Consider the following 15,799-nt stretch of genomic DNA (forward strand, 5'->3'; position numbering starts at 1 on the left):
TAGGGTTTATTTGAGATGCTTATTTTTAAGAGTATGCTTTTATTTTAGGAATGTTTTGATCCGATGAGTCGAAAGCTCAGGTTGTGCTCACTCTTAAGTTGATGGGCATGGGAGGGATACTATGTCAGCATTTTTAGGAGAGTTAATAGGGACTGCGTTGTTAATCGTACTTGGTGGCGGCGTTTGTGCAGGTGTAAGTTTAAAGAAATCGTTTGCGAAAGATTCAGGTTGGATTGTTATTACAATGGGCTGGGGCTTAGCAGTAGCGGTTGCAGCGTATGCGGTTGGATCAATTAGTGGGGCACATTTGAATCCAGCTTTAACGATAGGATTAGCATTTAAGGGAGCGTTCCCATGGAGTGACGTACCAGGTTATATCGTAGCACAAATGATTGGGGCAATTATCGGGGCAGTTATCGTATATCTACATTACTTACCACACTGGAAAGAAACAGAAGATCCAGGAACAAAGTTAGGTGTATTTGCAACAGGTCCAGCAATTCCGAACACATTTGCAAACCTTTTAAGTGAAATGATTGGAACATTCGTTTTAGTATTTGGTATATTAGCAATTGGTGCAAATAAATTTGCAGATGGATTAAATCCATTTATCGTAGGTTTCTTAATCGTAAGTATTGGTTTATCATTAGGTGGAACAACAGGATACGCAATTAACCCGGCTCGTGATTTAGGTCCGCGTATCGCACACTTCTTCCTTCCGATTGCAGGAAAAGGCGGTTCAAACTGGAAGTATGCATGGATTCCAGTAGTTGGTCCAATTTTAGGTGGATCACTTGCAGGTTTATTCCATCAAGTTGTATTTGAGGGAAAACAAAATTCAGCACTTATTTATGTGATTATCGCAACTGTGATTGTACTAGCAATCTCTTATATGACAAGTAAAAAAAGCGGAAGCAATACAAATAGTAGAAAAGTAGCATAAGGGGGAAACCGATATGAAAAAATATATTCTTTCATTAGACCAAGGAACAACAAGCTCACGCGCAATTCTTTTCAATAAAAAAGGTGAAATTGTTCATTCAGCTCAAAAAGAGTTTACACAACATTTTCCAAAGCCGGGCTGGGTAGAGCATAATGCACAAGAAATTTGGGGATCTATTTTAGCAGTTATCGCAACTTGCTTAAGCGAAGCGGATGTAAAACCAGAACAAATCGCTGGTATCGGTATTACGAACCAACGTGAAACAACGGTTGTATGGGATAAAACAACTAGTAAACCAATTTACAACGCAATCGTATGGCAATCTCGCCAAACAGCTGAAATTTGTGATGAGTTAAAAGAAAAAGGTTATAGCGAAATGGTTCGCGAAAAAACAGGTCTTTTAATTGATGCATACTTCTCTGGTACGAAAGTAAAATGGATTTTAGATAACGTTGAAGGTGCAAGAGAGAAAGCAGAAAACGGCGATCTATTATTCGGAACAATTGATTCGTGGCTTGTATGGAAACTATCTGGTGGTAAAGCACACGTAACAGATTACTCAAACGCATCACGTACGTTAATGTTTAACATTCACGACTTACAGTGGGATGATGAGCTTCTAGAAATGTTAACAGTACCAAAGAGCATGCTTCCAGAAGTGCGTCCATCATCTGAAATTTACGGAGAAACAATTGATTATCACTTCTTCGGCCAAAATGTACCGATTGCAGGTGTAGCTGGTGACCAACAAGCAGCATTATTTGGACAAGCTTGTTTCGGTGAAGGTATGGCGAAAAATACTTACGGAACTGGTTGTTTCATGTTAATGAACACTGGTGAAAAAGCAGTAGCTTCTGAGCACGGCCTATTAACAACAATTGCATGGGGAATAGATGGTAAAGTAAACTACGCATTAGAAGGAAGTATTTTCGTAGCAGGTTCTGCAATTCAATGGTTACGTGACGGAATGCGCATGTTTAAAGATGCAAGTGAGAGTGAAGTGTACGCAAATCGCGTTGAATCAACTGACGGTGTATACGTTGTACCAGCATTCGTTGGACTAGGAACACCTTATTGGGATAGTGAAGTACGCGGCGCTATGTTTGGTGTAACACGCGGTACGACGAAAGAGCACTTCATTCGTGCAACGCTAGAATCTTTAGCTTACCAAACGAAAGATGTATTATGCGCAATGGAAGCAGATTCAGGTATTGAACTGAAAACATTACGCGTTGATGGCGGAGCAGTTAAAAATAACTTCTTAATGAAGTTCCAAAGTGATATTTTAGATGTTCCTGTAGAGCGTCCGGTGATCAATGAAACAACAGCTTTAGGTGCAGCATACTTAGCTGGTCTTGCGGTTGGATATTGGAAAAACCAAGATGAAATTAAAGAACAGTGGCATATGGACAAACGCTTTGAGCCAACGATGGAAGCGAAAACAAGCGAAGAGCTATATGCTGGATGGAAAAAAGCAATTGAAGCAACAAAAGCTTTCAAATAATCATAAACAGTGTTATAATGGTGACAAGTTAATAATTCGGTAGGAGATTTGGAGAGACCACAACGCGCTATAGAGGCGAAATCTATAGCGGAGTTTGTGGTCTCTTTTTTCGTTATCAAAGGGAGGAATTACCATGAAATTTTCAAGTAAACAACGTAAAGACGTATTAAACGGAGTAAATAAACAAGAGTTAGATGTGATCGTAATTGGTGGAGGTATTACTGGTTCTGGTATTGCATTAGATGGAGCAACACGCGGGTTATCAACAATTGTGTTTGAAATGCAGGACTTTGCAGCAGGTACATCAAGTCGTTCAACGAAGCTTGTACACGGTGGTCTACGTTATTTAAAACAACTTGAAGTGAAAATGGTAGCAGAGGTGGGTAAAGAGCGTGCGATCGTATATGAGAACGGTCCCCATGTAACAACACCAGAGTGGATGTTACTTCCGTTCCATACAGGCGGTACGTTCGGATCATTTAGTACATCAATTGGTCTTCGTGTATACGACTTCTTAGCAGGTGTAAAACGAAGCGAGCGCAGAAAGATGTTTAACCGTGAAGAAACGCTAAACAAAGAGCCTCTTGTAAAAAAAGAAGGATTAAAAGGCGGCGGTTACTACGTAGAATATCGTACAGACGATGCGCGTCTTACAATTGAAGTAATGAAAGAAGCAATTGAGCACGGCGCAAAAGCTGTTAACTACGCAAAAGTAGACAGTTTCTTATATAAAGATGGAAAAGTATGCGGTGTACGTGTAATCGATTTACTAGACGGTGAAGTATACGAAGTTTACGGTAAGAAAATTGTAAACGCAGCTGGTCCTTGGGTAGATACACTTCGTGAAAAAGATAACTCGAAAAAAGGAAAAGTACTTCAGTTATCAAAAGGTGTTCACTTAGTAATTGATCAAAAACGTTTCCCATTAGGTCAAGCGATTTACTTCGATACACCAGATAAACGTATGGTGTTCGCGATTCCTCGCGGCGGAAAAACATACGTAGGTACAACAGATACGTTCTATGATAAAGATGCAGCTGTACCACAAATGACAACAGAAGATCGCACATACATCATTAATGCGATTAACTATATGTTCCCAAGCGTAAAAATTACGGAAAAAGACATCGAATCAAGCTGGGCTGGTGTTCGTCCGTTAATTTATGAAGAAGGTAAGAGTGCATCTGAAATTTCTCGTAAAGATGAAATTTGGACTTCTGAATCTGGTTTAATTACAATCGCAGGTGGTAAATTAACTGGATACCGCAAAATGGCTGAAATGGTAGTAGACTACGTAACGAACTTACTACAAAAAGAAGGCCATAGTGCATATCCGAAGAGTACAACGAAACATATGCCAATCTCTGGTGGACATGTAGATGGTTCACACGGATTCCCAGCATTCGTTGCGAAAAAAGCTGGCGAAGGTACGAAATATGGTTTAACGACAGCACAAGCAGAAGAATTCGCAAAATTCTACGGCTCTAACGTTGATGTACTATTCGACTTAGCGAAAAAACATAAAGACGAAGCGAAAGAATATAACATGCCGCTAGACGTTCTAATCCCGCTTGTATACGCAATGGATTACGAAATGACAGCAAAACCAGTCGACTTCTTCGTACGCCGCAGAGGCGCTGTATTCTTCAACATCCACTGGGTATACGAGTGGAAAGAAGCAGTAATCAACTACATGGCTGCGAAACTAGGCTGGAGCAAAGAAGAACAAATGAAATACACAGCTGAACTAGAAAAAGCACTAACAGACGCTGTAATTCCTGTCGATCAACAAGAACAGGCGGCTGCTTTAGCGTAAAATAGAAAACCACCTGAAGGGGAGCCTTTAGGTGGTTTTTTTATGGAATATTCTTCTAACTATATTACATAACGACATATGTTGTTATACGATGTATATAAGGTGGTGGTATTGTTGGACAAAGAAATCTTGAAGGGAAGTATAGATATTTTATTACTTTCTATCATTGCAAAACGTGATACATATGGATATGAAATAGCTCAAAGTTTAAAGGATGCAAGTGAAGATTTGTATAGTATGGGGCAGGGAACTTTGTATCCTGCTTTAAAGAGATTAGAGAAAAAGGAGTTTCTTGAATCTTATTGGAATGAATCTGAGAATGGGATGAAAAGGAAATTCTATACTATTACAGATAAAGGGAAAAAAGAATTGCAGAAGAAAGTGAATTCTTGGGAGAGTGTAACAGCATTAATTCAAGCTTGTCAGAAAGGAGTTATTTATGAGTGAATTTGACGAGTATATTAAGTCTATTTTAGCCTATTCAGAACTTAGTGATATTGAACAGGATGAGTTATTTCTAGAAATGTATGATCACTTGAACAGTTTGAAAGAAGAATATATGGAACAAGGTATGAATGAAAAAGAAGCGATTTATAAAGCGATTCAAAGTTTTGGAGAATCAAAAGTTATTGGCGTAGAGATTAATAAATCGGTATACGAAGTTCCTAGGCCATTAAAGGTATTATCAAAAATTTTATGTATTCCTTATATAATCATTTGTTTTATTGTCTTTTTAGGAACGTTTATTTCAACTTCTACATTTGACTCTGTTCGCAGTTTGACAGGTGGGACTGTCTATCATCCCATTGAATTTTGGCAGCAATTTTTACATATATCTGATTTAGAAACGTTATTACAACTTTTTGGAATAACACTTTGGCAAGTTAAAGATTTTATTGCACATCCAGGTCCTTGGGGAAACTCAACTTATTGGTTAAGCGTTTTACAACATATAATATTAGTAGTTCCATTCGGATTTTTCGTTCCAGTGCTCATTAATAAAGTGACTAATTATAAGAAAGCTCGTAAGTGGTATGTTATGACCTTTCTTGTTTGGGAGATATTACATTTACTAACTTTGTCTGATGTTTTTGATGTGTGGCGGATTGCTATAAATATGCTCGGTGCGTCGGTAGGATATCTTTTATTTATAAGCATGATACAAATAGATAATAAATTTAGGATAATGCGCAAGAACATATTTGAAAATTAACTTGCTATTCTGTAGTTTAAATTATACAAATTTAGTTTGATGGTAATAGAGTATTGCTGAAAACATAGGTGCTATGTAGTGAGGGGATTTTTTATATTCGTAATAGGTGTTGTTCCTTGTTTATTCATCCTGTTATGAAGCGGGTACATAATCCGTCTTTATTGGTGCTATAAATGATGAGAGCGGCACAGCTGAACTAGAAAAAGTCTAGAACAACAAGAACAGGCAGCTGCGTTAGCGTAAGATAGAGAACCACCTGAAGGGGGAGCCTTTAGGTGGTTTTTTCTCTTGACTAAAAATAAATAAAATGTGTTACAATGATGATAGAGTATTTAGTGTGAATTTTGCATAAAATAAAAAAGACAGAAGCCTGAGAAACTTCTGCCTTGTGTAACCTAGCTTGCTATTGTGGTGGTAGTAGGTGCGGTTATAAGACAATTACATTAACGTTTTAGCCGAGAACCGCCCTTACCTTTTCCACGAAGCAGGGTGGTTCTCGCTTTTTTGTATACAGAAATTAGCCACGGACCGACGTATCTTCTACCGATGACAACGCCAGCTCCGGTTAGGATACCATACACTAATTTAATTACAAACATCGCGATTATATTATCACCTCCCCCTTTTTTCAAAATGGAAGAGATGATTGCCACACCTACTAGTTATAGCTTATTAAGTTACGTATTCATTGTATTATGTTTTAAAATAGGGAACAAGATATATGGATGAAAATTCCTGTTTTTAAGCAGAACATTAGTGTCAGGGGACAAGAAGTAAATAAATATTCATAAAAAAACGGTATGGACATTACCATCCGTATTTTTTTATGTATTTATAAAACTTTTCCATACAGTGCGTCGTCTAATATATGGGAAGGAGGAAATGATGTGGATGAATTAACGATAGAAGCGTTTGAAATAGAAGATAAGGAGGACCTTATCGACGAAATAATGAACAAGTATGGACAAGAAGTCCTGCAGCTTGTGTATTCGTATGTGAATAATAAAGAGGTTGCGGAGGATGTAACGCAAGATATATTTGTGAAATGCTATAAATCTCTTCATACATATAAAGGGAAATCGAATGTGAAAACGTGGTTATGGAGAATTGCGATCAATCAATGTAAGGACTATATAAAAAGTTGGTATAACAAAAAAGTTATCGTTACAGAGGGTGACTTTACGTATATGGAGAGTCAAAAAGAAAGTGTCGAACAAACTGTTATTCAAAATGCAGAGGATAGTAGGCTTGCTTCTGCGGTAATGAGTTTACCGATAAAATATCGAGAAGTCATTTATCTATTTTATTATGAAGAATTATCAATTAAAGAGATTGCTATGGTAATAGACGTAAAGGAAAATACGATAAAAACGAGACTGAAAAAAGCGAAGGAACTTTTGAAGGAAGGATTGGAGGAATAATCAAATGGAAGATCGATTAAAAGGCTTGCGAAAATCAATGGAGAACACAACGTTTAAACATTTGAGTTTTTCTGATCAACACCAGAAGCAGGTGCGCGAACAAATTAAGCAATCGTCCGAAAAGGAAGAAGATATCCTTTTAGCAGTGTTACAACTTCTTATGAATGAAAAAACAGGTTATGAATTGATGCAGTTGCTAAGAGGGAGAGGGATTCAAAAATTCGAAGGTGATGAAGGGTCTCTATACACTTTATTACATCGTTTAGAACGGAATCGCTTTATCCAATCTAGCTGGGATCACGCAGGAGCTAAATATTATCAATTAAATGATAAAGGAAACAAGATGCTGCGAAAGGCAGAGAAGAATGCTACGAAGGCACGATTTATATTAAAAGGCTTAGTACAGGAGTGAGAAAAAATTGAACAAAAAAGGGGAGCGTTTTTTAAAAGAAGTTACGAACCATATTAAATCAAAAGAAGCGAAGGACTTAGTAGCAGCTGAACTAAATTTTCACTTGAAACAGGCGAAGAATATGTGGATGGATAAAGGATTAAGTGAGGAAGTTGCTGAAGATAAGGCTGTTGAACAAATGGGGAGTCCGATTAAACTTGGCCGGGAACTTAACAAACTTCATAAGCCAAAGGTGGATTGGTTCTTACTTATTTTATTAGTAGCTGCTATGGGGTTAGGGTTTTTACCAATAATCGCTCTTGGGCATACGAACGATTTACTAATGAACAAAGTAATTTTTGTAATTCTCGGCATTGCAACAGCTGTTGGGATGATGCTGCTTGATTACCGGAAGCTAGAAAGACTCGGGTGGCTGTTTTATACAATTGGAATACTTATCTTGTTAACTATAAAATGTTTTCCGACTGGTTACGTGATTGGGGAAGCGATAATAAAAATTGGCCCCATCAAAATTGACTGTTTAATGACGATACCATTCTTCTTTTTAGCTTGGGCTTCGTTTTTCAATAATAGTAGGTTAAAGTTTATACATCTTCTCATGTTGTACGTATTTTCTTTATATTTATTTTCAACTATATCAATTCTTTTACCCATTTTCATCTACATTACGATGGTATTTGTTATGCTTTGGTGGAGTAAGTTAGGAAAGAAAACGGCATGGCTCATTACGATTTTACCTATTGTACCATTGATTATTAGGGATCTACTTTCCTGGTCTGCTGTAAAAGAATACCGTATGGCCAGAGTTTTAGGAATGTTAAACCCAGAGCATGATCTATGGTATTTACGTTTAAAAGAGGCGATGTCTTCAGCAGGTTGGTTTGGTACATATGAAAATATAAAGTCTATCCGTGCTGCCCATACTGATTTTGTATTTGCAAGTTTGACTTACTATTATGGATATGTACTTGCGCTAGTTCTTGTCGTGATTCTTTCTCTTTTTGCAGTAAGAATAATGAACATAGCTTATAAAATAAATGATGGTTATGGTAAATTGCTTCTCGTTGGCGGAGTGACTCTTTTTGTAATCCATTTTATTTGTAACGTTGGCATGACCCTCGGGATATTACCACGTGTTTCTATATCATTACCTTTTATTAGCTACGGATTGATACCAACTCTGTTTCATGCATTTATAATGGGAATTGTGTTAAGTGTCTATCGACGTAAAGATATTCCTTTTAGAATGAGAAAAACACCTTGATGATTATCAAGGTGTTTTCGTTATAAGCTCAAAACTCTCCGAATCAGCCCCAAGCACAAAAGGACTAACCTCGCCAACGCTATAAAGGTGCAATTCATGCATTGCGCGCGTACAGGCAGTGTAGAACAATCTACGAACGCTCTCATCGCTGTACACATCTTTAGAAGCATCGTAAATAATAACAGCATCAAATTCGATACCTTTCGCTAAGTAAGCGGGGATCACGACAATGCCTTGCTCATACTCGGCTGAGTTACTTTTCACAAGTTTAATATTCTCGATATGATTAAGTGCTTCGTAGGCAGCGGCGCTTTCAGCTGCGGATTTACAGATGATTGCGATCGTATTGTGCTGCTCTGTTTGTAGTTCAGCAACTTTTGCAGTAATATGTTCGTGCAGTTCGTTGTGATTAGCTACTTTCGTCACTGTAGGTTTCGCGCCGTCACGTTCAAATGCATGAATGTTGTTGCCTTCTGGTACGAGAGCACGTGTAAATTCAATGATCGGTTTTGTTGAGCGGTAGCTACGAGTTAAGTTAATACCGTTCGTTTCATCTGGTCCGTATAAGCTAGTAAGTGTATTGAAATTCACTGTTTCACTCGCATGGGCAAATATCGCTTGGTTAAAGTCCCCGAGTACCGTCATTCTTGCAGCAGGGAAGAGACGTTTTAAAAACTCGAACTGAAACGGCGAGTAATCCTGTGCTTCGTCTACGAGTACGTGTTTAATCGATCTGTTCGTTTGGAAGCCTTCAATTAATTCTTTTAAAAGTAAAAATGGAGTCGCATCCTCGTAATATAGCTTTCCTTCATCAAGCATATTTACTGTTAATGAGCAAATATCATCCCACTCTTTCGGTTTTTCTCCAGTAACCCATGATGCATCTGTGAAAAGCTGTTCATATATACCTGTAAAATTGATAAAGCGCAATGTTTGAACGCCTTTACGAAGAGGCTTCAATTTTTTACGGACAATCATACGTCCAAGTACTTTCGCCTCTTTCTCAAAATCGTTAAAGGAGTTATCGTCAAACTCGCCTTTTTTCTGTAAATATTTATAAGCCTTTTGATATTCATCTTTACTAAGTAGTTCGATTTCTTCTTCTACCCAAGGCTTTTTCAGTTCTGCTTTTTCAAGTGCATCTATTTGCTTATTTAGCCAATCCGTTAACTTCTCAATTCGGCTATGGAAGCGGAGAGAGGAGTCAGTATTATAAAATTGCTCTGTGATTTCTTTAGCTGAGGCAATTAGTTTCCCTCTAAATTTCATTCCTCTAAATAGCATGCCTGAAGATTCAAGAGATTGTCTGTAAGCTCTAATCATCTCGAAAAATTGAGTAGATGCTTTAAATCGGATGCTAGCATTTCTCGTTTTATAGGTAGGGCTATTTGTTTCAGTTAGCATATATTCTAATTGCTCATAAGGGTCTTCAACGTCAAATGACTTACTCAGTCTATGATTTAAATATTCTTGGAATGTCACTTGCTGCATATTTTCTTCACCGAGTTCAGGTAGTACGTTAGAAACGTAGCTATTGAACATAGAGTTAGGGGAGAAGAGAATAATTTGATCCGCTTTTAGCCATTCGCGATATTTATATAGTAAGTAGGCGATTCGCTGCAGGGCAGCTGACGTTTTACCACTACCAGCAGCTCCTTGCACGATAAGGAGTCGGCCTTCATCGTGACGAATAATTTCATTTTGTTCACGCTGAATTGTAGCGACGATACTTTGCATATGTTTGTTCGTACCTTTTCCGAGCGCTTGTTGCAAGATTTCATCGCCAATTGTAAGGCTCGTATCGAACATAGAATCAATCTCGCCATTTTGAATAATGTATTGTAATTTTTTCTCCACATTACCGTGGATTACGCCTCCTGGTGTACTGTACTCAGCTGGTCCTGGTGGATAATCGTAGTATACACTCGAAATAGGTGCGCGCCAGTCATATATAAGAAAGTTTTCTCCGCTAGCATCCGTAAGTGTAGCAACACCGATATAAATTTGATCCGCAGCAGATTCTCCTTCTTCTTTGAAATCAATTCGTCCAAAATAAGGTGCTTTATGCATGCGTCTTAATGCGGCAAGTCGATTAAAGGTATGCTTATGGGTAATTTGTGTGACAGCTAGTGACTGAGCTTGTTGTCTTAAGTTGATAACTGTTTCAAGATAATCATCAAAAGTATCCGTGTTCACTTTCACATCATCCCAAAAGTGTTTACGAATATTGATTACTTCTGCCCGGCGTCTGCCAGTTTCGTTTTCCAGTTTAACAATTTGCTCCGTAATTGTCTCGATTACGGTATCCAATCTTTTTTGCTCTAAATCAAGTTTTTTGTTCATACGGTAAGCACTCCTTTAAAAGTGAAAAATAGAGGTTGACTGAAGATGTGTTTTGGTGTACAATTAAAATACGGATAAATACGTTCCTTTCATTTTAGAAAACGTGTTTCTGTACTAATTTAACATAGTTTTTGAATTTAATCAATGATAATAAGATAAACCTTGGTTCTGCGTGGCGTGGATCAAGGTTTTTTTTGTGTTTTTCTTTAAGGAAGAATCGCAATTTTATTGAGGAGAATGTAAGTAAAGCAAAGAAGAAAATCAGGAATAGGGGGATACTGATGCAAAAATATTTTGAGGAAGCACATCGTTTTTGTTCTCGTAATAGAAAGTACTTAGAAAAGGATGTTATATGTGGTTGTTTCTATTGTTTAGAAATTTTCCATCCAGAAAAAATTACAGAGTGGTGGGATGATGATAACACAGCAGTTTGTCCGCATTGCGGGATTGACTCTATTATAGGAGAAAATTCTGGATTTAAAATTACAGAAATGTTTTTAAGTGAAATGCATAAAAGATGGTTTTAGTTAAACGAATGAAAAAATAAACTTTCATTAACGAAGAGGATACATAAAAAAGCTCGGGCCGAAGCCCAAGCTTTTTTTACTTCATTATTTCTTTTCTTCTTTTTTATCGTCAGCTTTTTTCTCTTCGAAAAGATCTTTTAAATCTTTATCGTCAACTTTTACGTCAGCTTTTTTGATTTCTTTCATCATAAGATCGTTCATGAATGCAGCATCTTGTGCTTTCTTCTGAACTAGATCTTTTTTGATGTCGCCTTTTACTTCATCAAATGGTTTTTGTTCTTTAATGTCTGTTACTTTAATGATGTGGTAACCGAATTGTGATTTCACAGGTTCGCTTACTTCATCTTTTTTCAGCTTGTAAGCAGCATCTTCGAATTCTTTAACCATTTTACCAGCAGTAAAGTAGCCAAGGTCTCCGCCTTTTTCTTTTGAACCAGTATCTTCAGAGTATTGTTTCGCTAACTCTTCGAAAGATTTACCTTGTCCAAGTTCTTCTTTTACCTTTTTCGCAGTAGCTTCATCTTTTACAAGAATGTGGCTTGCTTTAATTTCAGGCTTGTAGTTTTCTTTTAGTTCTTTATCAGTGATTGTTTTCTCGATAGCTTTTTCTTGAGCTAATTGAGCACGCACACCAGTTTTTATAGTTTCTTCTTTAATACCTTGTTGTTTTAATAGTGTATCGAATTGATCACCGTATTGTTTTTTCATTTCATCGAACTTTTTGTCTACATCTTTGTCTTCAACTTTGTAGTTTTTAATAAGTACTTTTTCCATAACCATGTTGTTTAGTACTTGTTTACCAGCTTGTGTCTTCATTTGATTGTAAAATTCTTCTTTTGTAATGTCACCAGCTTTAGATGTAACAATTTTGTCTGATGATGATGTTCCACATGCTGATAATGCGATTACACTTGTTGCGGCTAAGGCAAGCATAGCTTTCTTCATTCGATAAACACTCCTACTATTATGTATTTTTAATTTATCCTACACCAATGAATTTTGATTCATAAGAGCCCGATTAAGTCTCACTGATACTTTTGCTTTTTTATATTGGTAAAGCGCGCTTAACAGGGCTTACCGAGGCTGAGGATAAAGTTTTGATGAATGTTTTGTTCTATAGTATAGGCAATATGTACAAAATTTAATATATCATATTTCGAACCGTTTTCATATTGATAAAGAAAAATTAACCAGCACGTGTCAGATTTTGAAAGTGTGCCATATTGGGCGTATGCCGCATATACAGAATAGAGGAGGGGATGGGGATGAATTCTCAACTTATTTTATTACTTGTACTGTTTATTTTATTGGTTATTGTAGGTATAATTTGCTTATAGAGGAAAAAAGTGAGGAAGGGGCTTTCCTTCCTCACTTTCCATGAAATATAATTTCTATATAACTAGAAATTAATAAAATTGTTATACATACATTAATAACCCGAAAGACACCGGGCTGGCGGCTCGCAGCTATTTGTTTTCGTTCACACAGTGTATGTGTCATGAAATTCGTGTAAAATATAACAAGAAGTGCAAATGCGACAAAAACAACTGTTATAAGTGTCATGAGGCGAGACCTCCTTTTGGCTAAAATACATATACATATATTGTATCACACGATATTTTGTTCGTGTTACAAAATTCAGAAATAGAAGACTTTGTGTTAGAAAGTGAGGGAGAAAATGGACGTTGTTAGAAGATTAGAACAAGCTGAATACTATGTAGACCTACTATTTAAAATGATTGATGAAGAGAAGTGTCCATTTTATTCTTTGATCATAAAGAAAAAAGCTCGTAAAAAAGATATTGAACGTATACTAAATCTTTGTGAAAAACTGAACGAGCAATATGTAGTGGAGAAAGCAGAAGGGCTTCTTTTGTTCGATGCGCTGTTAGATCAATTTGAAAAAGCGCTTCCACATCAGCTCGAAGTACACGAAACTGCGGAAGCGCTAGCAAAACAAGGTTTATTTAAGCCGCTTATGAATGAATTCTTAAGCATGATTGCGAAAAAATAAATAGATTATTTCTTGACTAACTTTTGATCGGATTCTGTAAAGTTCTCTTCAATATCTTCTAATGATTTCTCAAAAATATCGATAAAGTCTTGTCCGTAAATATTACGCAGGATTGCAATCAGTTCGATATTTTCTGGGAACTTCCCATAAAAATTACGAAGTGCAAGAGCCCCATTAAACACTGAATTATTTTCAGGATCATACTCCTCCATTAAGCGAAGTAGTAATTCTTCCCCTTTGTCTGTAATTTCAATGTACGTATTTCGTTTATCATCTTCCTTTTTTGAGAATACAAGATAGCCACGTTCTTCTAGCTTTTTAGAGAAGTTAAACGCCGTTGATACGTGCATAACTCCAAACTTAGCAATCTCAGAAATAGAAGCCCCTTTTAAATGATAAGCGATTGTTAAAATATGATGTTCATTAATATTTAAATCGTAAGGTTTAATCCACTGCTGCCAATCTTTCTCTACACATTTCCATAACGCTTTCGATAATTGAGCAATGCGTTGGCTGAAAATCATCGCTTCTTTTACCGAGTAATCTTTTTCTCCACTTTTCATTTACTCACCCACTTTAACATTCTTTTTTCATTACTATCTATTATGCCAGTAAAATAAAAATTAATAAAGTCTTTTTGTGAGAATTGTGAAAATTTTTCGGAAAAATGACATTCTATACAAATCATGCATAACTATGGAAGCGTTTTATGAGTCGTGAATACATACGTTGTCCTTACATGTTAAGTGATAACATATATTGTAAATGCATAAAAACACGGCATATCTATATGACATGCCGTGTCAAGGTCAATTTATATAAAAAATATTTGTTATATGCAAAAAACTAAGCAGGAATTTGTTTACGCTTTTTCTGGAACAGCTTCTTGTAGTTTCTCAATTGACTTTTGGATGTCCAAAATTTCTTTCTCAATATGGCGCTTGTTTTGAGAAATATCTTGCTTCCAGTTAGAAAGTGTATCGTGCATATCGTCTTTTAATTCTTGGAACACTTCTTTACCTTCTGAAGCAGTTTCAACGATTTGACGTTTTAATAATTTCGTATCAGCTGTAATATCAGCTAAAGTCTTTTTAATATCATTTCCTTTTTCTTTTAACTTGCCGCGCATGTCTTTACCAGAAGAAGGAGTTGAGAAAAGAACAGCTAGTCCAGCAACTGCTCCGCCGCAAATAACACCTGTAATAAAGGATTTAGCTTTTGACATAAAAGGAGACCTCCTTATTTTTTGTTCGTATTCATGATGGGAAAATATGCATATCTTTCTTATATGTGCTATGCACAAACAATCATCCCTGAGCATTTTAAGTAAAGAAACAAGCCATGCGGAATTTGATGACTTCAGGGAAGTGGCTTGTTATGTATTACGCCTTCTTATAGTGTCATTATTTCACACTATTTGCAATTGTACTTGCGATGTTTTGTAAATTTTCCATAGTGTATTCATTTTGGTGTGATTTCCAAACAGCACCGAAACCATCTTTTTCACCGTAGCGTGGAATTAAATGAAGGTGGAAGTGGAACACAGTTTGTCCAGCTTTTTCACCGTTATTGTTAAGTAGGTTAAAGCCAACTGGATTAAACTCTGCTTTAATCGCATTTGCGATTTTTGGAACGACAGAAAAAATGTGTGATGCGATTTCTGGCGTTAACGCAAAAATGTCTTGTTTGTGAACTTTCGGAATAACAAGAGTATGTCCTTTTGTTACTTGACTAATATCTAAAAATGCAAGCACATGTTCATCTTCGTATACTTTTGAGCAAGGGATTTGCCCGTCAATGATTTTACAAAAAATACAATTGTCTGCTGTATGATTCATTGATCTCATCCTTTCAAATATCCTTAGCCGTATTTTACCATAATTACATAAGAGAACAAACACGAAAAACAGGAAGCTGACTCAGCTTCCTGTTTTCTGAAGAGGGATTGAAAAAGCATTATCGTAATTTACGTTTCGCAGACACCTCATTTATTTAAGAAATGCACGGTAAATCGGCTAAAGTTTCTGCCGCAGACACCCCATTTTCAAGTGAAATGAATTGCAATCTTTTTTAAAATGAAATTGTTTATTTTTTAAAACAGTATATGCTCTTTCAGAGACACCCCGTTTCGAAAATGAAACAAATGATCTGGTTATGTGTAAATTTCATTGTCCAACTTGGACACCCCATTTCATGATGACTTCACTATGTTGTTGTACTCATCAATTGGTGGTTGCTTTTTCAATGTGTTCCTTCTTCAATAATTATGATGTCCGCTTTCGGGAAATTATATGCTAATAAATTTAAAAATTTTTTTTGAGTACATGGATACTATGTAGTAC

Annotated in this window: 17 protein-coding genes; 10 read left to right on the forward strand and 7 right to left on the reverse strand. The window is 36.5% G+C overall.

Translation table 11 applies throughout. The annotated features are described in order from the left end of the window. Window positions 1–121 precede the first annotated feature (121 nt). The 5 genes from glpF to MR168_RS06400 all read left to right on the forward strand — a co-directional run bounded on the left by glpF (window position 122) and on the right by MR168_RS06400 (window position 5,476). Window positions 122–943, forward strand: coding sequence for a glycerol uptake facilitator protein GlpF (gene glpF / locus MR168_RS06380; RefSeq protein ID WP_001272200.1), 822 nt, complete (start codon window positions 122–124; stop codon window positions 941–943). 13 nt (window positions 944–956) lie between these two features. Further along, the gene (gene glpK / locus MR168_RS06385) at window positions 957–2,447 is read left to right on the forward strand and encodes a glycerol kinase GlpK (RefSeq protein WP_000760009.1); all 1,491 of its coding nucleotides are present in this window, start codon (window positions 957–959) and stop codon (window positions 2,445–2,447) included. A 133-nt stretch (window positions 2,448–2,580) separates the two neighbouring features. Beyond that, window positions 2,581–4,263: an aerobic glycerol-3-phosphate dehydrogenase gene (gene glpD, locus MR168_RS06390; protein ID WP_016122054.1), complete on the forward strand. Its 1,683-nt coding sequence runs from the start codon at window positions 2,581–2,583 to the stop codon at window positions 4,261–4,263. A gap of 114 nt (window positions 4,264–4,377) precedes the next feature. Continuing rightward, window positions 4,378–4,710: a PadR family transcriptional regulator gene (locus tag MR168_RS06395; RefSeq protein WP_000356630.1), complete on the forward strand. Its 333-nt coding sequence runs from the start codon at window positions 4,378–4,380 to the stop codon at window positions 4,708–4,710. Next, window positions 4,703–5,476, forward strand: a complete 774-nt coding sequence (locus MR168_RS06400) for a VanZ family protein (protein ID WP_025687727.1) — start codon at window positions 4,703–4,705, stop codon at window positions 5,474–5,476. Before MR168_RS06395 ends, MR168_RS06400 begins: the two co-directional genes overlap by 8 nt. 443 nt (window positions 5,477–5,919) lie before the next feature. On the opposite strand, the gene MR168_RS06405 is transcribed toward MR168_RS06400, so the two are convergent. Beyond that, window positions 5,920–6,108, reverse strand: a complete 189-nt coding sequence (locus MR168_RS06405) for a hypothetical protein (RefSeq protein ID WP_063246215.1) — start codon at window positions 6,106–6,108, stop codon at window positions 5,920–5,922. A gap of 255 nt (window positions 6,109–6,363) precedes the next feature. Here MR168_RS06405 and MR168_RS06410 point away from each other — a divergent pair, with 255 nt between their 5' ends. From MR168_RS06410 to MR168_RS06420, 3 genes are read left to right on the forward strand one after another with little or no spacing between them, the layout of a single operon-like run. After that, a complete protein-coding gene (locus MR168_RS06410) occupies window positions 6,364–6,897 on the forward strand; it encodes a sigma-70 family RNA polymerase sigma factor (RefSeq protein ID WP_000344004.1) in 534 nt (177 codons plus the stop codon). 4 nt (window positions 6,898–6,901) lie between these two features. Beyond that, window positions 6,902–7,309, forward strand: coding sequence for a PadR family transcriptional regulator (locus tag MR168_RS06415; protein WP_086412758.1), 408 nt, complete (start codon window positions 6,902–6,904; stop codon window positions 7,307–7,309). Window positions 7,310–7,316: 7 nt separating this feature from the next. Continuing rightward, window positions 7,317–8,573, forward strand: coding sequence for an FtsW/RodA/SpoVE family cell cycle protein (locus MR168_RS06420; RefSeq protein WP_086412759.1), 1,257 nt, complete (start codon window positions 7,317–7,319; stop codon window positions 8,571–8,573). A gap of 6 nt (window positions 8,574–8,579) precedes the next feature. Here the strand turns inward: MR168_RS06420 and helD are convergent, their stop codons facing one another. After that, window positions 8,580–10,916, reverse strand: a complete 2,337-nt coding sequence (gene helD, locus MR168_RS06425; protein WP_086412760.1) for an RNA polymerase recycling motor HelD — start codon at window positions 10,914–10,916, stop codon at window positions 8,580–8,582. Window positions 10,917–11,197: 281 nt separating this feature from the next. Here helD and MR168_RS06430 point away from each other — a divergent pair, with 281 nt between their 5' ends. Further along, entirely contained in the window at window positions 11,198–11,443 is a 246-nt protein-coding gene (locus MR168_RS06430; protein WP_001174909.1) for a hypothetical protein, read from the forward strand. Window positions 11,444–11,527: 84 nt separating this feature from the next. Here MR168_RS06430 and prsA read toward each other — a convergent pair whose 3' ends face one another. Together prsA and MR168_RS06440 are read right to left on the reverse strand one after the other, a co-directional pair. Beyond that, window positions 11,528–12,388: a peptidylprolyl isomerase PrsA gene (gene prsA / locus MR168_RS06435; RefSeq protein WP_000710076.1), complete on the reverse strand. Its 861-nt coding sequence runs from the start codon at window positions 12,386–12,388 to the stop codon at window positions 11,528–11,530. Window positions 12,389–12,811: 423 nt separating this feature from the next. Next, the gene (locus MR168_RS06440) at window positions 12,812–13,006 is read right to left on the reverse strand and encodes a hypothetical protein (RefSeq protein ID WP_000172690.1); all 195 of its coding nucleotides are present in this window, start codon (window positions 13,004–13,006) and stop codon (window positions 12,812–12,814) included. Between the two features lie 115 nt (window positions 13,007–13,121). Between MR168_RS06440 and MR168_RS06445 the strand changes: the two genes are divergently transcribed. Further along, on the forward strand, window positions 13,122–13,457 hold the full coding sequence (locus MR168_RS06445) for a DUF1878 family protein (protein ID WP_000383655.1): 336 nt from the start codon (window positions 13,122–13,124) through the stop codon (window positions 13,455–13,457). Window positions 13,458–13,462: 5 nt separating this feature from the next. On the opposite strand, the gene MR168_RS06450 is transcribed toward MR168_RS06445, so the two are convergent. The 3 genes from MR168_RS06450 to MR168_RS06460 form a co-directional block, all read right to left on the reverse strand. After that, complete coding sequence (locus tag MR168_RS06450; RefSeq protein WP_000834924.1) at window positions 13,463–14,020, reverse strand: HTH-type transcriptional regulator Hpr; 558 nt, start codon at window positions 14,018–14,020, stop codon at window positions 13,463–13,465. Window positions 14,021–14,319: 299 nt separating this feature from the next. Beyond that, on the reverse strand, window positions 14,320–14,682 hold the full coding sequence (locus MR168_RS06455) for a YtxH domain-containing protein (RefSeq protein WP_000030300.1): 363 nt from the start codon (window positions 14,680–14,682) through the stop codon (window positions 14,320–14,322). 178 nt (window positions 14,683–14,860) lie between these two features. Beyond that, window positions 14,861–15,295, reverse strand: coding sequence for an HIT family protein (locus tag MR168_RS06460; protein WP_001016835.1), 435 nt, complete (start codon window positions 15,293–15,295; stop codon window positions 14,861–14,863). Between the last annotated feature and the right edge of the window lie 504 nt (window positions 15,296–15,799).

The organism is Bacillus cereus group sp. BfR-BA-01356, from assembly GCF_022663635.1.
In the GTDB taxonomy this organism is placed as follows: domain Bacteria; phylum Bacillota; class Bacilli; order Bacillales; family Bacillaceae_G; genus Bacillus_A; species Bacillus_A cereus.